This is a genomic window from Pseudomonas sp. S09G 359, from assembly GCF_002843605.1.
GTDB lineage: Bacteria > Pseudomonadota > Gammaproteobacteria > Pseudomonadales > Pseudomonadaceae > Aquipseudomonas.
In genome coordinates, this window is record NZ_CP025263.1 from 2,023,934 (window position 1) to 2,044,134 (window position 20,201).

Annotated in this window: 18 protein-coding genes; 11 read left to right on the forward strand and 7 right to left on the reverse strand. The window is 61.8% G+C overall.

Annotated features, from left to right (window positions below; genetic code table 11):
- Positions 1-45 precede the first annotated feature (45 nt).
- Both htpG and CXQ82_RS09270 read left to right on the forward strand, forming a co-directional pair.
- Positions 46-1,950 carry a molecular chaperone HtpG gene (gene htpG / locus CXQ82_RS09265; protein ID WP_101273752.1) on the forward strand — a complete coding sequence of 635 codons (1,905 nt, stop codon included), beginning with the start codon at positions 46-48 and terminating at the stop codon, positions 1,948-1,950.
- Positions 1,951-2,016: 66 nt separating this feature from the next.
- The gene (locus CXQ82_RS09270; protein WP_101268144.1) at positions 2,017-2,745 is read left to right on the forward strand and encodes a dienelactone hydrolase family protein; all 729 of its coding nucleotides are present in this window, start codon (positions 2,017-2,019) and stop codon (positions 2,743-2,745) included.
- Positions 2,746-2,884: 139 nt separating this feature from the next.
- Here CXQ82_RS09270 and CXQ82_RS09275 read toward each other — a convergent pair whose 3' ends face one another.
- Together CXQ82_RS09275 and CXQ82_RS09280 are read right to left on the reverse strand one after the other, a co-directional pair.
- On the reverse strand, positions 2,885-3,751 hold the full coding sequence (locus CXQ82_RS09275; protein ID WP_101268146.1) for a pirin family protein: 867 nt from the start codon (positions 3,749-3,751) through the stop codon (positions 2,885-2,887).
- Between the two features lie 64 nt (positions 3,752-3,815).
- Positions 3,816-4,232 carry an OsmC family protein gene (locus CXQ82_RS09280; RefSeq protein ID WP_101268148.1) on the reverse strand — a complete coding sequence of 139 codons (417 nt, stop codon included), beginning with the start codon at positions 4,230-4,232 and terminating at the stop codon, positions 3,816-3,818.
- 140 nt (positions 4,233-4,372) lie between these two features.
- On the opposite strand from CXQ82_RS09280, the gene CXQ82_RS09285 reads away from it, so the two are divergent.
- On the forward strand, positions 4,373-5,395 hold the full coding sequence (locus tag CXQ82_RS09285; RefSeq protein WP_101268150.1) for an amidohydrolase family protein: 1,023 nt from the start codon (positions 4,373-4,375) through the stop codon (positions 5,393-5,395).
- Positions 5,396-5,492: 97 nt separating this feature from the next.
- Positions 5,493-7,118 carry a methyl-accepting chemotaxis protein gene (locus tag CXQ82_RS09290; protein WP_101268152.1) on the forward strand — a complete coding sequence of 542 codons (1,626 nt, stop codon included), beginning with the start codon at positions 5,493-5,495 and terminating at the stop codon, positions 7,116-7,118.
- A gap of 109 nt (positions 7,119-7,227) precedes the next feature.
- On the opposite strand, the gene fabB is transcribed toward CXQ82_RS09290, so the two are convergent.
- The 5 genes from fabB to CXQ82_RS09315 all read right to left on the reverse strand — a co-directional run bounded on the left by fabB (position 7,228) and on the right by CXQ82_RS09315 (position 14,177).
- A complete protein-coding gene (gene fabB, locus CXQ82_RS09295; RefSeq protein ID WP_010211706.1) occupies positions 7,228-8,448 on the reverse strand; it encodes a beta-ketoacyl-ACP synthase I in 1,221 nt (406 codons plus the stop codon).
- 11 nt (positions 8,449-8,459) lie between these two features.
- Complete coding sequence (fabA, locus tag CXQ82_RS09300; protein WP_010211704.1) at positions 8,460-8,975, reverse strand: 3-hydroxyacyl-[acyl-carrier-protein] dehydratase FabA; 516 nt, start codon at positions 8,973-8,975, stop codon at positions 8,460-8,462.
- 249 nt (positions 8,976-9,224) lie between these two features.
- Positions 9,225-11,126: an ATP-binding protein gene (locus CXQ82_RS09305; protein WP_101268154.1), complete on the reverse strand. Its 1,902-nt coding sequence runs from the start codon at positions 11,124-11,126 to the stop codon at positions 9,225-9,227.
- Positions 11,123-12,055 carry an ABC transporter substrate-binding protein gene (locus CXQ82_RS09310; RefSeq protein WP_101268156.1) on the reverse strand — a complete coding sequence of 311 codons (933 nt, stop codon included), beginning with the start codon at positions 12,053-12,055 and terminating at the stop codon, positions 11,123-11,125. Before CXQ82_RS09310 ends, CXQ82_RS09305 begins: the two co-directional genes overlap by 4 nt.
- Position 12,056: 1 nt before the next feature.
- Positions 12,057-14,177 carry a TonB-dependent receptor plug domain-containing protein gene (locus CXQ82_RS09315; protein ID WP_371917340.1) on the reverse strand — a complete coding sequence of 707 codons (2,121 nt, stop codon included), beginning with the start codon at positions 14,175-14,177 and terminating at the stop codon, positions 12,057-12,059.
- 195 nt (positions 14,178-14,372) lie between these two features.
- On the opposite strand from CXQ82_RS09315, the gene CXQ82_RS09320 reads away from it, so the two are divergent.
- From CXQ82_RS09320 to CXQ82_RS09350, 7 genes are all read left to right on the forward strand, one after another.
- Entirely contained in the window at positions 14,373-15,398 is a 1,026-nt protein-coding gene (locus tag CXQ82_RS09320; protein ID WP_101268160.1) for an NAD(P)H-dependent glycerol-3-phosphate dehydrogenase, read from the forward strand.
- A gap of 10 nt (positions 15,399-15,408) precedes the next feature.
- Positions 15,409-15,756, forward strand: coding sequence for a DUF4389 domain-containing protein (locus CXQ82_RS09325; RefSeq protein ID WP_101268162.1), 348 nt, complete (start codon positions 15,409-15,411; stop codon positions 15,754-15,756).
- Positions 15,753-16,202 carry a phosphohistidine phosphatase SixA gene (gene sixA / locus CXQ82_RS09330; protein WP_101268164.1) on the forward strand — a complete coding sequence of 150 codons (450 nt, stop codon included), beginning with the start codon at positions 15,753-15,755 and terminating at the stop codon, positions 16,200-16,202. The genes CXQ82_RS09325 and sixA overlap by 4 nt, the downstream gene beginning before the upstream one ends.
- An 85-nt stretch (positions 16,203-16,287) precedes the next feature.
- Positions 16,288-17,934, forward strand: coding sequence for an AMP-binding protein (locus tag CXQ82_RS09335; protein WP_101268166.1), 1,647 nt, complete (start codon positions 16,288-16,290; stop codon positions 17,932-17,934).
- Between the two features lie 31 nt (positions 17,935-17,965).
- Positions 17,966-18,406: a hotdog fold thioesterase gene (locus CXQ82_RS09340; protein WP_101268168.1), complete on the forward strand. Its 441-nt coding sequence runs from the start codon at positions 17,966-17,968 to the stop codon at positions 18,404-18,406.
- A gap of 100 nt (positions 18,407-18,506) precedes the next feature.
- Entirely contained in the window at positions 18,507-19,310 is an 804-nt protein-coding gene (locus CXQ82_RS09345; RefSeq protein ID WP_101268170.1) for an alpha/beta fold hydrolase, read from the forward strand.
- A complete protein-coding gene (locus CXQ82_RS09350) occupies positions 19,307-20,161 on the forward strand; it encodes an alpha/beta hydrolase (protein WP_101268172.1) in 855 nt (284 codons plus the stop codon). The genes CXQ82_RS09345 and CXQ82_RS09350 overlap by 4 nt, the downstream gene beginning before the upstream one ends.
- Positions 20,162-20,201: the final 40 nt, after the last annotated feature.

The window sequence follows — 20,201 nt, forward strand, 5'->3', positions numbered from 1 at the left end:
CCCTGAAGGGCGCGGCCACTGCCATCCAATTGGAGTTTGATGACCATGAGTGTGGAAACTCAAAAGGAAACCCTGGGCTTCCAGACCGAGGTGAAGCAACTGCTGCACCTCATGATCCATTCGCTGTATTCCAACAAGGAAATCTTCCTTCGCGAATTGATCTCGAACGCCTCTGACGCTGTCGACAAATTACGTTTCGAAGCCCTGTCCAAGCCTGAGTTGCTGGAAGGTGGCGCCGAGCTGAAAATCCGTGTGAGCTTCGACAAAGACGCCAAGACCGTCACCCTCGAAGACAACGGCATCGGCATGAGCCGCGATGATGCGATCACCCACCTGGGGACCATCGCCAAATCCGGCACCGCCGATTTCATGAAGAATCTGTCGGGCGACCAGAAGAAAGATTCGCACCTGATCGGCCAGTTCGGCGTGGGCTTCTATTCGGCCTTCATCGTTGCCGACCAGGTTGAAGTGTTCAGCCGTCGTGCTGGCCTCGACGCCAGCGAAGGTGTGCACTGGTCTTCCAAAGGTGAGGGCGAATTTGAAATCGCCACCATCGACAAGGCTGACCGTGGTACCCGCATCGTGCTGCACCTCAAAGACGGCGAAGATGAATTCGCCGATGGCTGGCGCCTGCGCAACATCATCAAGAAGTATTCCGACCACATCGCCCTGCCCATCGAACTGCCGAAAGAACAGGCGGCCGCTGAAGGCGAAGAGCAGCCTGCCCAAGAATGGGAAGTGGTCAACCGCGCCAGCGCCCTGTGGACCCGCCCTCGCACTGAAGTGAAGGACGAGGAATACCAGGAGTTCTACAAGCACATCGCCCACGACTACGAAAACCCGCTGAGCTGGAGCCACAACAAGGTCGAAGGCAAGCTGGAATACAGCTCGCTGCTCTACGTACCGGCCCGTGCTCCGTTCGACCTGTATCAGCGTGAAGCGCCAAAAGGCCTCAAGCTTTACGTGCAGCGCGTGTTCGTGATGGACCAGGCGGAATCCTTCCTGCCGCTGTACCTGCGCTTTATCAAAGGCGTGGTCGACTCCAATGATCTGTCGCTGAACGTGTCGCGGGAAATCCTGCAGAAAGACCCGATCATCGACTCGATGAAGTCGGCGCTGACCAAGCGCGTACTCGACATGCTGGAAAAACTGGCGAAAAACGAGCCTGAGCAATACAAGGGCTTCTGGAAAAACTTCGGCCAGGTCATGAAAGAAGGCCCGGCGGAAGATTTTGCCAACAAGGAAAAAATCGCCGGCCTGCTGCGCTTTGCATCCACCAACGGTGATGACGGTGAGCAGAGCGTTGCCCTGGCCGAGTACCTGGCGCGCGCCAAGGAAGGTCAGGACAAGATCTACTACCTGACCGGCGAAACCTACGCCCAGGTCAAGAACAGCCCGCACCTGGAAGTCTTCCGCAAGAAAGGCATCGAAGTGCTGCTGCTGACCGACCGTATCGATGAGTGGCTGATGAGCTACCTCAGCGAGTTCGACGGCAAGACCTTCGTCGACGTCGCCCGTGGTGACCTGGACCTGGGTAACCTGGACTCCGAAGAAGAGAAGAAAGAAGCCGAAGAAGTCGCCAAGGCCAAAGAAGGTCTGGTTGAGCGGATCAAGACTGCCTTGGGCGATGCCGTCAGCGAAGTGCGGGTTTCCCACCGTCTGACTGATTCCCCGGCGATCCTGGCCATCGGTGAGCAGGACCTGGGCATGCAGATGCGTCAGATCCTCGAAGCCAGCGGCCAGAAGGTTCCGGACTCCAAGCCGATCTTCGAATTCAACCCGGCTCACCCGTTGATCGAGAAACTCGACGGCGAGCAGAGCGAAGAGCGGTTTGGCGACCTGTCGCACATCCTCTTCGACCAAGCGGCCCTGGCCGCCGGCGACAGCCTGAAAGACCCGGCCGCCTACGTGCGCCGCCTGAACAAGCTGTTGGTTGAACTGTCGGTTTGACCCTGATGTTGAAAAACCCGCTTCGGCGGGTTTTTTCGTTCTCGTGCACCTCAACTGGAGTAAATGATGAGCCAAGTCACTGTGCGTTCCGTGGTCTATCAGATTGATGGCCAGTCTTATGAGAGCCGTCTGGCGTTCGATGCCAGCCACAAGGGCCCGCTGCCGGGCCTGCTGATGGCGCCGAACTGGATGGGTGTGAGTGCCGGCGCTGAAGAAATCGCCAAGAGCGTGGCCAGCAAAGGCTATGTGGTGCTGATTGCCGACCTGTACGGGCAAACCGTGCGTCCGTCGAACGGTGATGAGGCCGGCGCGGCGATGATGCCGTTGAAGAATGACAACCCGGCGCTGATCAAGCGTATGCAGGCAGCCTTTGAGCAACTGCAAGGCCAGACCGAAGCCGCGGTGGACACCTCGAAGCTGGCAACCTTCGGCTTCTGTTTTGGCGGTTTTTGCTCGCTGGAGCTTGCGCGTACCGGCGCGCCACTGAAAGCTGCCGTATCTTTCCACGGCACTATCGATACCCAGAACCCGGCTGGCGCCAAACACGTCAAGGGTTCGGTGTTGGTGCTGCACGGCGCGTCCGACCCTCTGGTGCCAAAAGAACAGCTGCCGGCCTTTGAAGCCGAAATGAACGCGGCCGGTGTGGATTGGCAATTGCTGAGCTACGGCGGCGCGGTGCATTCCTTCACCGACCCGCACGCCAATGTACCGGGCAAGATGATGTACGACGCGAAGACCGCCAAGCGGGCTTTCCAGTCGATGCATAATTTGTTGGATGAAGTGTTCAAGGGCTAAAACTCTACCGCCTGTTCCGGCCCCTTCGCGAGCAAGTCGAATCGTCGCACCGCCCCTCCCACATTCGACCGCATTTAGTCTGTAGGAATGCGTTCAAATGTGGGAGGGGCGGTGCGACGATTCGACTTGCCCCCGATAGCTATCTCACTGGCAACTCAATTCTTTCAGTTTCACCCGGCACGGTCGGCCATTCCCCAGCCGCCCAACGCCGCCGAGCCTCGTCGATCTTCAACGGATCACTCGCGACAAAATTCCAATTGATCCGCCGCGGCCCATCCAGCGCCGCGCCACCCAGCACCACCAGATGGCAATCCGTCTCGGCAAACAGTGTCATCGCCTGACCCGCCGGTAATACCACCAAGCTATGCACCTCCAGCGCTTCACCGTCCAATTGTGCCTCCCCCTCCAGCACATACACCGCGCGTTCCTCGTGTTCATCCGGGATCAACAGGGTCGTGGCCGCCTGCATCTGTACTTCGGCATACAGCGTGGGCGACAGCACTGGCACGGGTGATTTGAGGCAGAAGCCGCTGCCGGCGATCAGCCGGATCTGTACGCCCAGGTTGTCGCTCACCGGCAGGCTCGCCGCCGGGTGATGGCTGTAATGCCCCGGCCCGGTTTCGTGGTCCTTGGGCGATGCCAGCCACACTTGCAGGCCATGCAGGCTGAAACCGCTGGCCTTCACCGCGTCGGGGGTGCGCTCAACGTGGGCAATTGCGCTGCCGGCGGTCATCCAACTGACGTCGCCGGCCTGCACCACCTGGTCCGAGCCCAGGCTGTCCTTGTGCTGCAGCACGCCTTCGAACAGGTAGGTGAGGGTGGATAGGCCAATATGCGGGTGCTGGCGGATATTCATGCCGCTGCCCGGCGCGTAGCGGGTGTGCAGCATGTGGTCGAAAAATACAAAAGGCCCGACGCTGCGGCATTCGCGCGACGGCAACGGGCGCAGGATCGGCTGGCCTTCGACATCTTCCGGGCGAGGGCGGATCACGGTGAGGGTGGTCATGGTGCATCCCAGTCTGAGCGGGTTGGATGGCAATGAGCATAACCCGCTCGACGCAAGGTTGCCGCTATTGGCTGAAGGCACCTTCGGACAGTTTTGTCTCGATGCTGATCTCGGCCGTGGTCATCAGTTTATGCACCGGGCATTTTTCGGCCACACGGTGCAGTTCTTCCCGCTGTTCATCGGTGAGCACGCCCTTGAGGGTCAGCTTGACGCTGAGCGCGTATTTGCCTTTTTGCTCTTCGGTGGCGTCGTGGGTGACTTCCACCGTTACGCCGGTGAGCGGGATGTCCTTTTTCTGCGCATACAACCTGACCGTCAGCGCTTTGCACGACGCCAGCGCAGCATCGAAGTAATCGTGGGGGGAGGGCGCCGAATCGTCACCGCCCAAGCTTTTGGGCAGGTCAGTAAACAGCTCGTGATTGTTGATGTTGACGCTGTGGCGGAAGTTTTCAGCGTTCAGCGTATTCACGGTAACAGGCATGGCAAACCTCACAGGGTGGCAGGATGAAGGTCTTCCAGTTATAGAGCATGTTGGCACTGGGGTGTTCCGTGTTTTTTGCCGGTGAACCCGTTTGCAGGGCGCAAGGTCTACCGGTATTCAGCCCTTTTTGAGGACGCACCGTGCCCTGGACCCCTCTGAGCGTTGCCCTGTTGCTCGCCGCCACCAGCTTTGCCGCACAGGCTCGCGACTATGCCTACAGCGACGCGCACCTGCACTACGTGGATTTTTTCCAGGAAACCGCAGGCATGGATAAATTGCTTAAGGCCATGCAAGAGAATCGCATCGAGCATGTGATGATTTCCGGCATCCCTGTCGCCAAGAAATGGCACGAAGACGAGCCCAAGCGCCCGCGCTACTACGCCGGCGACGATGCGGATGCCTATTGGTACAGCGCCACTGACGTGATCGTCGCGGCGGCGGTAAATAAACTGACACCCGAACAGCGCCAGCACTTTCATCCGTTTCTGTCCGGCTTCAACCCCAACGACAAGAACTCCGCGGCCCATATCCAGCGCATGCTCGACCTCAACCCAGGGCTGTGGCAGGGCATTGGCGAAGTGTTCACCCGCCACGATGACCTGACGGCCCTGACCTCCGGCGACACCCCGCGCGCCAACAATGAAGCCATGACGCGCATCTATCACCTGGCGGCCGAAAATGACCTGCCGGTGATGCTGCATTCCAATATCACCTCCAAGCGCGAGCGCAACCCGCTGTACCTGGCGGAGGTGGAGGAGCCGCTGCGCAACCATCCGCACACCCGCTTTATCTGGGCCCACGCGGGTACCAGCAAGGAAATCCATCGCCATCAGGTGCAGATGGACTTTTTGCTGCCCACCTTGAGCCGCATGCTGGAGGCCTACCCCAATCTTTACATCGACCTGTCCTGGAGCATGCTCACGCCGTACTTACTCGACGACGCGGGCAAGCCCCGGCCGGAGTGGGTCAAGCTGGTAGAACGCTTCCCGGAGCGCTTTATGCTCGGCTCGGATGTTGTAGGGCGCTTCAACAAGTTGGGTAAGGAGATGCGCCGGTTTGAGCCCTTCCTCGATGCGTTGCCTGAGGAGGTTGCCCACAAGGTCGCGCAGGACAACTTCCTGGCCATCCTGCCCAAGGCGCCTCGCGATTTGGGCGCGCGTTGATATCGCGTTTTGGTCTTACGCAAATCGGCTAGCGCGCCGATAACTTTCAAGAGACCTGCTGCAGGTGGATGCAGCGCTTTTGGAAGGAACCTGTGTAATGAGTATTCGTAGTCTGAATATCGCCCCGCGCGCCGGCCTGGGCTTTGGTGTGTTGGCCTTGATGGTGTTTGCGCTGGGCGGCTTTGCCCTGTTGCAGATGGCCAATATGCGCCAGCAGTCGGACCAGGTGGAAAACAACTGGTTGCCCAGCGTGATGGCGGTGGGGGAGATGAGCCAGGACCTGCTGCGGGTGCGCGCGCTGACCTTGCGCCTGCTGCTCAACCGCGAGCCCCAGGCGCTGACGCAGAATGAACAGAAGCTCAACGACCTGAAAAGTGGCCTGCACCGCGCGCAAACGCTGTACGAAGCGCTGATCGTGCTGCCCGAGGAGCGCACGCTGTTTGATCGCTTCAAGGTCCAGGAGCAGCAGTACCTGCAACGTCAGGAGCAGGTCATGGGGTTTTCCCAGGCCAATCAGCTCGACGATGCTATTCGGGTGGTCAATGGCGAGATGAATCAACTGGCCGATGAAATGGCCACCACCCTGCGCGAGCTGGTCAGCCTCAACAAAGCCAGTGCCAACCAGGCCGCGAGCCTCGCGCAACGGGTGTTCAGCGAGTCGCGCAGTTGGGTGGTCGGCATGATTGTGCTGACTGCGCTGATCACCATCGGCCTGGCGGTATGGCTGACCCGCAGTATTGTGTTGCCGCTGGCCCAGTCACTGAAAGTGGCCCAGGGCGTCGCCAGTGGCGACCTGACCGGCGAGATCAGTGTCACTGGCAATGATGAGCCGGCGCGCTTGCAGCAGGCGCTCAAGGGCATGCAGGAAAACCTGCGCGACACCATCCGGCGTATCTCTGAGTCGTCGAACCAGCTGGCATCGGCCTCCGAGGAACTCAGCTGCGTGACCGAGGACGCCACCCGTGGCCTGCATCAGCAAAACCAGGAAATCGAACAGGCCGCCACGGCGGTCAACCAGATGACGGCGGCGGTGGAAGAGGTGGCGAGCAATGCAGTGGCCACGTCCCAGGCGTCCCGTGAGTCGGACCGCATTGCCCAGCGTGGGCGTGAGCAAGTGCAGCAGACGGTGGTGTCGATCGAAGCGCTGGCTGACGATGTGACCGCCAATGCCACCGAGGTCGGGGATCTGGCGCAGAAGGTCTATGGCATCAGCAAAGTGCTGGATGTGATCCGCTCGATTGCCGAGCAGACCAATCTGCTGGCGCTGAACGCCGCCATCGAGGCGGCGCGTGCCGGGGATGCCGGGCGCGGTTTTGCGGTGGTGGCCGATGAGGTGCGCGCGCTGGCCCATCGCACGCAGCAGTCGACCCAGGAAATCGAGCAGATGATCAGCGGCATCCAGCAGGGCACCGACCAGGCCGTCAGCTCGATGCAGCAGAGCAACACGCGCGCACGTTCCACCCTGGATATCGCCAAATCGGCGGGGCTGGCGCTGGAGGAAATTGCCTCGGCGTTTACCTTGATCAATGAGCGCAACCTGGTGATCGCCAGTGCGTCGGAGCAACAAGCGGCGGTGGCGCGGGAGGTGGATCGCAATTTGATGAATATTCGTGATCTGGCGCATCAGACGTCGACCGGGGCGAATCAGACCAGTGCGGCGAGCCACGAGTTGTCGCGGTTGGCGGTGGATTTGAATTCGATGGTGGCGCGGTTTTCGGTGTAGGGCTGGGGGCCGAGTTGCCCCCGATACAGGCGACTCCGTCCTGATTTCAGTCACCCACAAAAAAGCCCCGAACCAGTCGGGGCTTTTTTATGCGCTCAAGCTACAGGCCTTACTTGCCCTGCCAGCGTTTCAGCACCAGGGTGGCGTTAGTGCCACCAAAGCCGAAGCTGTTGCTCATCACGGTGTCGATCTTGGCGTTTTCAACGGTCTTGGTCAGGATCGGCATATCAGCCACAACCGGATCAATCTCGTCGATGTTGGCCGAGCCGGCCATGAAGTTGCCTTCCATCATCAGCAGGCAGTAGATCGCTTCGTGAACGCCAGCGGCGCCCAGGGAGTGACCGGACAGGCTCTTGGTAGAGCTGATGGCCGGAGCCTTGTCGCCGAATACCGCACGCACACCTTCCATTTCCTTGGCGTCGCCGACCGGAGTCGAGGTGCCGTGGGTGTTCAGGTAGTCGATTGGGGTATCAACGGTGGACATGGCCATCTGCATGCAACGGATGGCGCCTTCGCCGCTTGGGGCAACCATGTCGTAGCCATCGGAAGTAGCGCCGTAGCCGACGATTTCCGCGTAGATCTTGGCACCACGGGCCAGAGCGTGTTCCAGCTCCTCGACCACCACCATGCCGCCACCGCCGGCGATGACGAAACCGTCACGCTTGGCGTCGTAGGCGCGGGAGGCTTTTTCCGGGGTTTCGTTGTATTGGGTGGACAGCGCGCCCATGGCGTCGAACAGGAACGATTGGCTCCAATGCTCTTCTTCACCGCCGCCGGCGAATACGATGTCCTGCTTGCCCAGCTGGATCTGCTCAACGGCAGTACCGATGCAGTGAGCACTGGTGGCGCATGCGGAGGAGATCGAGTAGTTCACGCCCTTGATCTGGAACGGCGTGGCCAGGCAGGCCGAAACGGTGCTGCCCATGGTCCGCGTTACACGGTACGGGCCAACGCGCTTCACGCCTTTTTCGCGCAGGATGTCCAGCGCTTCCATCTGGTTCAGGGTGGATGCGCCGCCCGAGCCGGCGATCAGGCCGGTGCGTACGTTCGATACCTGGTCGTCGCTCAGGCCGGAGTCGGCGATGGCGTCTTTCATGGCCAGGTAGGCGTAGGCGGCAGCGTGGCCGACGAAGCGATAGATCTTGCGATCGATCAGTTCTTCGAGGGGCAGGTCGATGGAGCCGGAAACCTGGCTACGCAGACCCATTTCGGCATATTCCGGGTTGAAGCGGATGCCAGGGCGACTTGCACGCAGGTTAGCGGTGACGGTCTCTTTGTCATTGCCCAGGCAAGAAACGATGCCCAGACCAGTGATAACGACGCGGCGCATGCGGATAACCCTTAAAAGTTGTCAGTGGAAGTGAATACGCCAACCCGAAGGCCTTCGGCAGTATAGATCTCGCGACCGTCGACGCTCACCGAACCATCGGCGATGGCGAGGTTCAGCTTGCCCTTGAGGACGCGCTTGATTTGAATGTTGTAGGTGACTTTCTTGGCGGTCGGCAAGACCTGGCCAAAGAACTTCACTTCGCCCGAACCCAGGGCGCGGCCACGGCCCGGCAGGCCTTGCCAGCCGAGGAAGAAACCGACCAACTGCCACATGGCGTCGAGGCCCAGGCAGCCCGGCATCACAGGGTCGCCTTCGAAATGGCAGGCGAAGAACCACAGGTCCGGGGTGATATCCAGCTCGGCGACCAATTCACCTTTGCCGTACTTGCCACCCTCTTCGCTGATATGGGTGATGCGATCCACCATCAGCATGTTCGGGGCGGGCAGTTGCGCGTTACCTGGGCCGAACAGCTCACCGCGACTGCAGCGCAGCAGGTCTTCCCGAGTAAAGGCGTTTTGTTTGGTCATGCGAGCTCCTCAATAATCCCATGCGGCAGGGTAGGGCAAATCTTCCCGAACCGAATGAAGCGTTCATGCCTCATGTCGGCAGCCTACACATAGACTATTGCGTTGTAGTGAAAGTCACAGCGTTAAGGTACTGAATGTACACTTGTTCACTGAAATTTTAAACCGGGCCTGTTTATCAGCCCGTTCGGGTGCCTAAGACTGCCGCACTTTCGTCTTTCACGCCAGTCGGAGTTGGCTGATGGCGCGGCGCTACTGCACCCAACGCTGCAGTATTTGCTGCAAATCCGTACGTTTGAACGGCTTGGCCAGGTAATCGTTCATACCCGCTGCCAGGCAGGCTTCGCGGTCGCCCTGCAAGGCATTGGCGGTAAGGGCGATGATCGGCAGGTCGGCGCACCCCGGCAACTGGCGGATCTGCCGGGTGGCTTCATAGCCGTCGATCAGCGGTAGCCGGCAATCCATCAGGATCGCGGTGAAAATCAGGCTTTCAGCGCTGCGGATCGCCTCGGCGCCATCGGTCGCCAGGCTCACTTCAAAGCCCAGGCTGCGCAGCATGGCCTCGACCACAGTGCGGTTGACCGGGTTGTCTTCGACCAGCAGCACCTGGCGGCCGTCACCCGCGCCGGTTTTGCCTTCAGCGTTGCTGGCGATGTCCGGCACACTGTGCTGATCGATGGCCAGCGGGATTTCCAGGGTAAATACCGAGCCGCGACCTTCTTCGCTTTGGGCGCGCAGCGTGCCGCCCATGCGTTCGGCCAGAGTGCGGGCGATGGGCAGGCCCAGGCCGGTGCCGCCGTAACGTCTTGAAATGGAACTGTCAGCTTGCTGGAACGCATCAAACATTAATTCCAGGCGTTCGGCGGAAATCCCGATGCCGCTGTCGCGCACGGTGCAGGTGAACCACACCAGCTCATGGTCGAGGGTCTGCCACTGCGGTTCGACGCTGACGGTGCCGTGCTCGGTGAACTTCAATGCATTGCCGATCAGGTTCACCAGGATCTGGCGGATACGCGTCGGGTCGCCCTGCACCCGCAAGGCGCCCAGGCCCTGCGGAATCGGCAGCGTGAGCGTCAGCCCGCGTTGTTGGGCGCTGTGCTGGAAGGCCTGGGCGCAACTGCTGATCAGGTCGGCCAGGTTGAACGGGATATGTTCCAGCTCCAGGGCTGCGCGTTCGATGCGCGAGAAGTCGAGAATGTCGTTGATGACCTTGAGCAGATGCTCGGTGGACTCAGAGGCCAGCGCCGCGTATTCGGTCTGTTCCTCGGTCATCTCGGTGGTTTCCAGCAGTTGCAGCATGCCCAGTACGCCGTTCATCGGCGTGCGCAGTTCGTGGCTCATCATCGCCAGGAAGTCCGATTTGGCACTGTTCGCCCGTTCGGCTTCCTCGCGGGTCTCGATCAACTGGGCCATGGCCTGCTGCTGTTCGCGGCTGGCCTGGTTGAGGCCCTCGGCAAGGTTGTTGATATGCCGCGAAAGGTCGCCCAGCTCCGAGTCATCCACAATCGGCAGCGGTGTCTTGTAGTCGCCTTGCTGGATGGCTTTTACCGCATGGCCCATGGCGCTGATCGGCTGCGACAGGCTGGCGGCCAGGCGCCGCGCGAGCAGGAACGTGAACAGCAGGGCGAACAACGCCAAGATGCCGGCCTTGAACAGGATTTCCTGCTGGCGCTGGCTGAACGCGTCGTTGGACATGCCGACGATCACTCGCCCCAGGTAGTCAGCCCGGGGCGCCTTGGGTTCGTTGAGGTTGTCCTGGAAAAAGTCATTGCCCAACTGGATGTGCTGCAAGCGGATCGGCGCCTGGAAGACTTTCACCGACAGCGAGCGGTCATGTGTCTCCGAGGGTTGCTCGACATACACCAGAATGTTCTCGCTGCTGTCCTGAATCTCCAGGAAACGCACATGGGGCGTGGCCAGCGTGGCGCGCAGCAGGCTGTCGAGCACGTCGTTGTTGCCGGAGATCACGCCGTATTCGGTAGCGGGCGCCAGTTGGTTGGCGATCAGCTGGCCGGTGTGGTCCAGTTCCTGGCGCAAGTCCTGGATACGCACGAAGGTAAAGAAGCTGATCAACAGCAACGTCAGCAACAGTGCCGGGCCCAGGGTGATGAGCTGGGTGCGGGTGTTGATGTCCCAACGACGACGCAAGGTCATGGGTGTTGTTCTCCTTCGGCCAATCGGGCGGCGACGCTGGCTTCGTCCACCTGTTCGATCCCCAGTGAGCGTGCGACTTGCGGGTTGCCCACGACTTTGAAGTGTTTTGGGTACAACGTGCGCGGCCAATTGGCGGGCGGCTGGTCAAGCATATGATCGAGCACGGTCAGCCAGTCGGCCTGGTCGCTGTAGGTGCTGGCCAGGCTCCCGGCCCGCACGAACCCGGCATTCGGGCCCACCAGCGGCAATTGCTGGGCGTAGCTGCTCAGCAGCAGGTTCTTGGCGGTTTTCGGGTTGTACAGCTGCGGGTCGTCGAGGCCGAGCAAGACGTCGCTGTTCCTGAACAGGCTTTGCAGCGCGCGGCTGTCATTGGTGTTGTCCCAGCGCTGCGGCACGATTTCCAGCTCCAGTGCTTGTGCGTGTTGGCGCAGCTCGGGCAGCAGGAATTCACTCTCGGCGCCGTAGAGCACGCCGATGCGCCGAGCTTGCGGGAGGATGCTGGCGATCAGGCGCAACTGGCGCTCCAGTGGTGGGTCGCTCCACAGCAGGCTGATGCGCGCGTGCTGTGCATTGCTGCCCAGGCGTTCATGGGCCTGCAAGCGGCTGATGCGCAATACCAGGGTCGGTGGCCCCTGGGTATCCTGCAGGCGCCAATCGAGGCCGGGCAGGTCGAGCAGGATCAGGCGCGTGTTGGCGGGCAGGCGGTTGGGGGCCGGCAGGTCCTTGAGCGGGGTAAACGTAACGCGGTCGTCAGGGCGTTGCTCGGCCAGGGCCTGGGTAAATGCGCGCACCCCGGCGCTGTCTTCGGCGGCGGTCAGCAGGATCTCGGCGGCCCATGCCGGGGGCGCCAGCAGCAGGCAGGCGAGCAGCACGCCGCGTCGCCAGAGCGTGTAGATAAAGAAGAAGGTCATCCGTGACGAGTTGCCCATGTCAGAACTCTAACTCCGCGCTGAAGTAGAGGACGTGGCGGTGGTCGTAATTGTTATCGGCCCAAGTGGTGGGCTGATTGTCGAGACGTTGTTGCAACATGCCGGCCAGCTCCACGTTGGCTTTGCCCAGGGCAATGCGCTTGGCCACCCGCAGGTCGACCCGTTCGAAGCGATATCTATTGAGTGCGTCGTCACCATAGTAAAACAGCGCGCTGGACCACCCTTGGCCCCACTCGCGCAACCAGCCGGCGGAGCCACTGTTACGCGCGGTTTGCGCTTTGTCCAGTGGATTGCTGGAAGTGGCGTCTACATACGCGTAAGTCAGCCGTAGGCGGTCGGCGTTGCTCATGCGCCAGTCGAACTGGGTTTCGGCACCGGTAAACCGTGAGCTGTTGGCGTTGCTGGCAATGTATTGGTTATTGCGCAGGGGTGAACTGATCATGTCGGTGATTTCGTCATAGAACAGTTTCACGTCCATGTTCAGGCCGATATCGGCAAAAAAACCGTTGTAGCCCAATTCCCGCGAGCGCATCAGTTCTTTGTCGAGGTTGCCCGGGCCGCGCGTCTTCACGAAGTACTGCCCGGAACTCTGCCCGAAGGTCGGGGAGCTGAGGTTGGTGACGCGGTAGCTCCAGTTGACATTGTTTTCGAACATGTCCGGCGAACGGATCGCCTCGGAATACACCGCGCGCAGGCCGTGGCGCGGGTTGATCAAGTAGTTCACCGCCACCCGTGGCGTCAGCGAATTACCGCTCAAGTGCGTGTCTTCATACATCGCGCCGCCTTGCAGCAGCCAGTGCTCGCTGGCGCGCCATTCCAGCTGGCCGAACAGGCGCCAGGTGGTGTCGTCCAGGGTGCCGTCGAAGTAGGTGTCGGAGTCGGCGCGGTCGTAGCGGTAGTTCATGCCACTGACCAGGCGCAGGCTGTCGGACAGGCTGAGGGTGTCCTGGACCTCCAGGTCGTAGCGGCTTTCGCGGGTGCTCTGGTCGATGTCACCGCACACGCTCTGGTTGGCGCCATTGCGCCATTGGTCCAGCACGGTGTTGGCCAAGGCTTGCTCAGCGGCGCTGCCCGGTGGCGCGGTGCCCTGGCTGTAGGTGTCCATATGCCGGGCCAGCAATTCGGCGTAATTGGGGTTCATCTGCCACAACTGGGTCAGCTCGGGGCTGAACGAGACCTTGGCATCGCAGGCCTTCCAGATTTGCCGGCGGTCCCACTGTTGGGCCGAACCCTGGACATACAGGCTGTGCTCGGGGTTGAACTCGATGTTCCAGCGCAGCGAGCCGGCATAGTCCTTGGCCGTGACGTCGGAGTTATCGCCGCCTTCGGTAATCCCGGCAAATACTGGAGTGTAGGTATACGGGCGTTGGTTGGTGCCTTCCTTGGCATCCAGTTGCAGGTCGATGCTCTGCTGCGTGTTCAGCGTCTGGCTTACCGCCAGGCTGAAGCGGCTGAGGCGGCGACTGTCACGGCGGTCGGCGCCGGCGGCGTCGCTGTCGAAGCCATCATCCTGCTGCCCGGACAGGGACAGGCGCAGGTCGCCGGTTTCCCAGCCCGCGCCCTGGCTGGCATAGAAGTCATTGATGCCGCGTTCGCCGCGCACCACCTTCACCCGCGAGCCCTGGCTGTTGGCCGGCGAGCGCGTGAGGATATTGACCACCGCCATCAACGCGTTGGCGCCATAGCTGACGGTGTTGGGGCCACGGAACACTTCGATGCGTTCGATATCTTCCATGGCCACCGGGATGTCACTCCAGTCCACGGTGGCCAAGCCCGCGCGGTACACCGAGCGGCCGTCGATTAACACTTGCATGCGCCGCGCATCGCTGGCGCTGGTGCCGTGGTAGTTCACCGCGGCCTGGTTGCCGGTGGTGTAGCCGACCATCATCCCCGGCACCAGGCGCAGCAGTTCACTGATGTCCCGCGCGCCGCTGGCTTTGATCAGCTCGCGGTCGATCACGGTCATGCTGCCGGGCACGGCGGCGGCCGATTGCTTGAGGCGCGTGGCGGTCAATACTTGCGGCAGCGGCTGGCTGTCGAGGAACAGGTCGTCGGCGTAAACCGCGCCGCAGCACAACAGCATCAACAACAGAGATGAGCGGGGAGGAGGGCCCAAATACACGGCACGGCCTTGATAATTACGGATAGCCGCCCATGTTAACTGAGGCAGGGCCTTTTGCCAGTCGTTGGCCCTGCAATTACTTTACACAAACGTCGCATTTTCCGACAAACCGACGAATTGATACGGGGGCTGGCCGCAAGCGGGTCGCTCCGTATAATGCCGCCATCGCCACTGGTATGGATTAACGGATTGCATATGACTGAACAGCGCCCTATTGCGGTCCTGGGAGGCGGAAGTTTTGGTACCGCCGTGGCTAACCTGCTGGCCGAGAACGGCCACCCGGTGCGCCAGTGGATGCGTGACCCCGAGCAGGCCGAGGCCATTCGGGTGCACCGGGAAAACCCGCGCTACCTCAAAGGTATCAAGATTCATCCGGCGGTCGAGCCGGTGACCGACCTGTTGGCCACCCTGACCGACTGCGACCTGTGCTTCGTTGCGCTGCCGTCCAGCGCCTTGCGCTCGGTGCTGGCGCCCCACGCCGAACGCCTGGCGGGCAAAATGCTGGTCAGCCTGACCAAGGGCATCGAGGCGCAGACCTTCAAGCTGATGAGCGAGATCCTTGCAGAGATCGCCCCGCAGGCGCGGATTGGCGTGCTGTCCGGGCCGAACCTGGCGCGGGAAGTCGCCGAACACGCGCTGACCGCCACCGTGGTCGCCAGTGAAGACGAAGCGTTGTGCGAGCGCGTGCAGGCGGTGCTGCATGGCCGCACCTTCCGGGTCTATGCCAGTGGCGATCGGTTTGGCGTGGAGCTCGGCGGCGCGCTGAAAAACGTCTACGCGATCATTGCCGGCATGGCCGTCGCGCTGGGCATGGGCGAAAATACCAAGAGCATGCTGATCACCCGCGCGCTGGCGGAAATGACCCGCTTTGCGGTGAACCAGGGCGCCAACCCGATGACCTTCCTTGGCCTGGCGGGCGTGGGCGACTTGATCGTGACGTGCTCGTCGCCGAAAAGCCGCAACTACCAGGTGGGTTTCGCCCTCGGCCAGGGCCTGAGCCTGGAAGACGCGGTGACGCGCCTGGGCGAAGTGGCCGAAGGCGTCAATACCCTCAAGGTGCTCAAGGCCAAGGCCCAGGAAGTGGGCGTGTACATGCCGCTGGTCGCCGGGTTGCACGCGATCCTGTTCGAAGGGCGCACTTTGAACCAGGTGATCGAGCTGCTGATGCGGGCCCAGCCGAAAACCGATGTCGACTTTATTTCCACCAGTGGTTTCAACTGAGGAACGCGTCATGAACGATCCCAAAGCAGCCCCCAAGTATGAGTCCATCCTCCTGCGCATCCTGTGGATGTTGGTGTTTGCCCTGGTGTGGCAGGTGGCGCAGTTCCTGCTCGGCGCGCTGGTGGTGGTGCAGCTGATTTACCGGTTGGTCTACGGCGCGCCAAACCTGGGCCTGATGAACTTTGGCGACAGCCTCAGCCAGTTCCTTGCGCAAATTGGCCGCTTCGGCAGCTTCCAAACCGAGCAGAAACCATGGCCGTTCGCCGATTGGCCAACCCCGCGCGCACCTGAGGGCGAAGCGCCCCACAGCGTGCCACCGGCGCCGCACCCGGCACGTGATGAAGAGCCGAAACTGTGAAGCTGTGGATCCTGCGCCACGGTGAGGCCGAAGGGCATGCGCGTACCGACGCCGAACGCAACCTCACCGAGCACGGCCGTGGCGAAGTATTGCGCAGCGCCGCGCACCTGATCGGCCAGCCCATTACGGCGATCCTCGCCAGCCCCTATGTGCGTGCGCAACAGACCGCGCAGTTGGTACGCGAGGCGCTGGGCTTCGAGCCACAAATCCGCACGGTGCCATGGCTGACGCCGGACGGTAACCCGCTGCTGGTGCTGGAAAAACTCGACACCGATGACACCGTGCTGCTGGTCAGCCATCAGCCGTTGGTGGGCAGCCTGATCAGCTTTTTGCAGCACGGCCATCAGCGCCAGCCGCAACCGATGTACACCGCCAGCCTGGCGGAACTGGAGGGCGACTTCCCGCTGGCGGGGCTGATGAGCCTGGTGAGTGTGAAAAACCCGTAGGCCACATCGGCGCTTTGTGTGTGCTATATAGTCAACCAAGCAAGTGCTTGGTTGGCTATCGTCGGACCACAAAGGAGCGCGTCCCATGCCCGTCGCTTTTCGTTTGCCGTTGCAGGTCTTCTACGAACGTGAAGCGCGGCACCCGCGCAAAGACTTCCTGGTGCAGCCGGTTGGCGCGGGCGAGGTGCAGACACTCACCTGGGGCGATGTCGGCCAGCAGGCCCGTCGCGCCGCGCACTGGCTGCGCGCCCGGCAGTTAGCGCCCGGCTCGCACATTGCGCTGATCTCGAAAAACTGCGCCCACTGGATCATCGCCGACCTGGCGATCTGGATGGCCGGGCATGTTTCGGTGCCGCTGTACCCCAACCTCACGGCCGATTCCGTTGCCCATGTGCTGACCCACTCCGAGGCCGCGCTGGTGTTTATCGGCAAGCTCGACGATTGGCCCGCCATGGCCCCCGGCGTGCCAGCCGGTTTGCCCACCATCAGCCTGCCGCTGTGCCCCGCCGGCACCTTCGATTATTGCTGGGCCGACCTGCAGGCCTGCGCACCGATCGAAGACAACCCGCTGCCCGACGCGTCGGACCTGGCCACGATTATCTACACCTCCGGCACCACCGGCCTGCCTAAAGGCGTGATGCACAGCTTCGGCGCCTTGGGCTTTGCGGCCACGCGTGGCACTGAATTGTTCGGCCTGGGGGAGGGCGACCGGCTGCTTTCCTACCTGCCGCTGTGCCACGTGGCCGAGCGGATGTTTGTGGAAATGGCCGCGATCTATACCGGGCAAACGGTATTTTTTGCGGAAAGCCTCGACACCTTTCTAACCGATCTGCGCAGGGCGCGTCCGACGGCACTGTTTGGCGTACCGCGCATCTGGAGCAAATTCCAGATGGGGGTCTATGCCAGGATCCCGGAAAAACGCCTGGACACCCTGCTGCGCCTGCCCTTTATCGGCAAGCGCGTGGGCCATAAAGTACTGGCCGGCCTCGGCCTGGATGCGTTGCGCATTGCGCTGTCAGGCGCGGCGCCGGTGCCGGAGGCTCTGCTGCGTTGGTATCAGCGCCTGGGCCTGGATGTGCTTGAGGTGTACGGCATGACCGAAAGCTGCGGGTACTCCCACGTGTGCCGGCCCGGTCAGCAGACCATCGGCTGGATCGGCCTGCCATGCCCGGGTGTCGAAGTGCGCATCGACCCCGCGGGCGAAGTGCAGGTGCGCAGCGGCGCAACCATGCTGGGCTATTTCAAGGCCCCCGACAAAACCTTGGAGACCCTCACCGCCGACGGCTTCCTGCGGACCGGCGACAAGGGCGAGCAGGACGCCGACGGCCGTCTGCGCCTGACCGGGCGGCTCAAGGAAATCTTCAAGACCAGCAAAGGCAAATACGTGGCCCCGGCGCCGATTGAAAACCGCCTGGCCGAACATGCACGCGTCGAGCAGGTGTGTGTGGTGGGGGAGGGCCTGACGGCGCCGCTTGGCCTTTGCGTGGTGACGCCGGGCCAGGACCGGCAAGCCTTGCGCAGCAGCCTTGAGCGCTGGCTGGAGCAGGTCAACCAGACACTGGATAAACATGAGCGCTTGCGCCAATTGGTGGTGGTCAAAGACAACTGGGCGGTGGACAACGGCTTTCTGACGCCGACCCTCAAGATCAAACGCAACGTGATCGAGTCGACTTACGGTGCACAGTTTCAACTTTGGAGCGAGCGTTCCGAGACGGTTGTGTGGCAGGATTAGGGTCGTAATAAAACCAACAAGGATAATTTCCATGAGCCTGTGGCACACCCAACCGAATATCGAGCAACTGAATGCTGGCCAGAAAAACAGCATCGGTGAGTTGCTGGATATCCGCATCGAAAGCTTCGACGACGATTCCCTGACCGCCAGTATGCCGGTCGACCACCGTACCCATCAGCCCTTCGGTTTGCTGCATGGCGGCGCGTCGGTGGTCCTGGCAGAGAGCGTCGGCTCCATGGCGGCCTACCTTTGTGTCGATCCGAGCAAGTTCTATTGCGTGGGCCTGGAGGTCAACGCCAACCACTTGCGCGGTGTGCGCAGCGGGCGCGTAACGGCGGTGGCCAAGGCGATTCATATCGGGCGTACCACCCAGGTGTGGGATATCCGCCTGACCAGCGATGACGGCAAGGCCAGCTGCATTTCGCGCTTGACCATGGCCGTGGTGCCGCTGGGTGAGAACCCGCCGGCATGATAGGCGTGGCGTGAGTGTCATCATTCCTGGCAGTTACAGTCATTGCTGTGCGGCGTCGGCGTGGTGACAATCAATCTCTGTTTTTGTAGATGGGTCCGGTATGTCGCAGCACGTGTTTTTTGCTCACGCCAATGGTTTTCCTTCGGCCACCTACGGCAAGCTGTTTGCCGCCCTGGCCCCGGAATACAGCGTGGCCCATCTGCCGCAGCACGGCCACGACCCCAGGTTTCCGGTGGACGATAACTGGCAGAACCTGGTGGATGAACTGATTCACCACCTGGAGCTGCAACCACAACCGGTTTGGGGCGTTGGTCACTCTCTGGGTGGCGTGCTGCACCTGCACGCGGCCATGCGTTGCCCGCAGTTGTATCGCGGGGTGGTGATGCTCGACTCGCCGGTATTGACCCGCGCCGACCGCTGGGTGATCCGTGCGGCCAAGCGTTTCGGCTTTATCGACCGTCTGACCCCGGCCGGCCGCACCCTCGGGCGTCGCGAAGAGTTCGCCGACCTGGCGAGCGCGCGCAGCTACTTTGCCGGCAAGACGCTGTTTCGCGGGTTCGACCCGGAGTGCTTCGACGCCTACCTGCAACATGGCCTGGAGCAGGTGGGCGATCGCCTGCGCCTGCGTTTCGACCCGGCCACCGAAATCAGCATCTACCGTGGCGTGCCGCACACCAGCCCTGGCCAGGTGCGCCAATTACAGGTGCCGCTGGCGGTGGTGCGCGGTCGGCAAAGCCGCGTGGTGATGCGTCACCACGCCAGCGGCGTCGGGCGGCTGCCCATGGGTGAAATGCTCACCATGCCCGGCGGCCATATGTTCCCCCTTGAACGCCCGCAGGACACCGCAACCTTGATCAAGACCCTGTTCGCCCGCTGGCAAGCCCGTGAGCGCAGTTGCGCATGAGTACGCCGGTCGAAGAAGTGCGCCTGAGCCTGCCGCATATCGAGTTGGCCGCCCACCTGTTTGGCCCCGAAGACGGTCTGCCGGTCATCGCTCTGCATGGCTGGCTCGACAACGCCAACAGCTTCGCGCGGCTGGCGCCGAAGCTACAAGGCTTGCGCATCGTGGCCCTGGATCTGGCCGGGCATGGGCATTCTGCGCATCGTCCTACAGGCGCCGGTTATGCCTTGTGGGATTACGCCCACGATGTGCTGCAAGTCGCCGAGCAACTGGATTGGAAACGTTTTGCATTACTTGGCCATTCCCTCGGCGCGATCATCTCCCTGGTACTGGCCGGTGCGCTGCCGGAACGGGTCACACACCTGGGTTTAATCGACGGCGTGATCCCTCCCACCGCCAGCGGCGAGAACGCGGCCGAGCGCTTGGGCATGGCACTGCAGGCGCAATTGAACCTGCAGGGCAAGCGCAAACCGGTGTACAGCAGCCTGGATCGCGCGGTTGAGGCGCGGATGAAAGGCGTGGTCGCGGTCAGCCGCGAAGCCGCTGAATTGCTGGCCCAGCGCGGTTTGATGCCGGTGCCGGGCGGTTACACCTGGCGTACCGACAGCCGCCTGACCCTGGCTTCGCCGATGCGTCTGACCGATGAGCAAGCGATGGCGTTCGTGCGGCGTGTGGGTTGCCCTACGCAATTGGTGGTGGCTGCCGACAGCATGCTGGCGAAACATCCCGAATTGCTTTCCCAGCTGCCTTTTACCGTGACGACGCTGCCAGGCGGCCATCATTTACACCTGAATGACGAGCCCGGCGCGGCTCTTGTTGCAGACTGTTTCAATCGGTTCTTCTGCGCGCCTTGACTTGGGGCGGTCAACTGCCGAGGCTGGGCGGATTGAAAGG

Excerpts from the sequence above, each read along its gene's own strand:
- htpG (WP_101273752.1), top strand. The coding sequence starts at position 46 with ATGAGTGTGGAAACTCAAAAGGAAACCCTGGGCTTCCAGACCGAGGTG.
- CXQ82_RS09270 (WP_101268144.1), top strand. The coding sequence starts at position 2,017 with ATGAGCCAAGTCACTGTGCGTTCCGTGGTCTATCAGATTGATGGCCAG.
- CXQ82_RS09275 (WP_101268146.1), bottom strand. The coding sequence starts at position 3,751 with ATGACCACCCTCACCGTGATCCGCCCTCGCCCGGAAGATGTCGAAGGC.
- CXQ82_RS09280 (WP_101268148.1), bottom strand. The coding sequence starts at position 4,232 with ATGCCTGTTACCGTGAATACGCTGAACGCTGAAAACTTCCGCCACAGC.
- CXQ82_RS09290 (WP_101268152.1), top strand. The coding sequence starts at position 5,493 with ATGAGTATTCGTAGTCTGAATATCGCCCCGCGCGCCGGCCTGGGCTTT.
- fabB (WP_010211706.1), bottom strand. The coding sequence starts at position 8,448 with ATGCGCCGCGTCGTTATCACTGGTCTGGGCATCGTTTCTTGCCTGGGC.
- fabA (WP_010211704.1), bottom strand. The coding sequence starts at position 8,975 with ATGACCAAACAAAACGCCTTTACTCGGGAAGACCTGCTGCGCTGCAGT.
- CXQ82_RS09305 (WP_101268154.1), bottom strand. The coding sequence starts at position 11,126 with ATGACCTTGCGTCGTCGTTGGGACATCAACACCCGCACCCAGCTCATC.
- CXQ82_RS09310 (WP_101268156.1), bottom strand. The coding sequence starts at position 12,055 with ATGGGCAACTCGTCACGGATGACCTTCTTCTTTATCTACACGCTCTGG.
- CXQ82_RS09320 (WP_101268160.1), top strand. The coding sequence starts at position 14,373 with ATGACTGAACAGCGCCCTATTGCGGTCCTGGGAGGCGGAAGTTTTGGT.
- CXQ82_RS09325 (WP_101268162.1), top strand. The coding sequence starts at position 15,409 with ATGAACGATCCCAAAGCAGCCCCCAAGTATGAGTCCATCCTCCTGCGC.
- CXQ82_RS09335 (WP_101268166.1), top strand. The coding sequence starts at position 16,288 with ATGCCCGTCGCTTTTCGTTTGCCGTTGCAGGTCTTCTACGAACGTGAA.
- CXQ82_RS09340 (WP_101268168.1), top strand. The coding sequence starts at position 17,966 with ATGAGCCTGTGGCACACCCAACCGAATATCGAGCAACTGAATGCTGGC.
- CXQ82_RS09345 (WP_101268170.1), top strand. The coding sequence starts at position 18,507 with ATGTCGCAGCACGTGTTTTTTGCTCACGCCAATGGTTTTCCTTCGGCC.
- CXQ82_RS09350 (WP_101268172.1), top strand. The coding sequence starts at position 19,307 with ATGAGTACGCCGGTCGAAGAAGTGCGCCTGAGCCTGCCGCATATCGAG.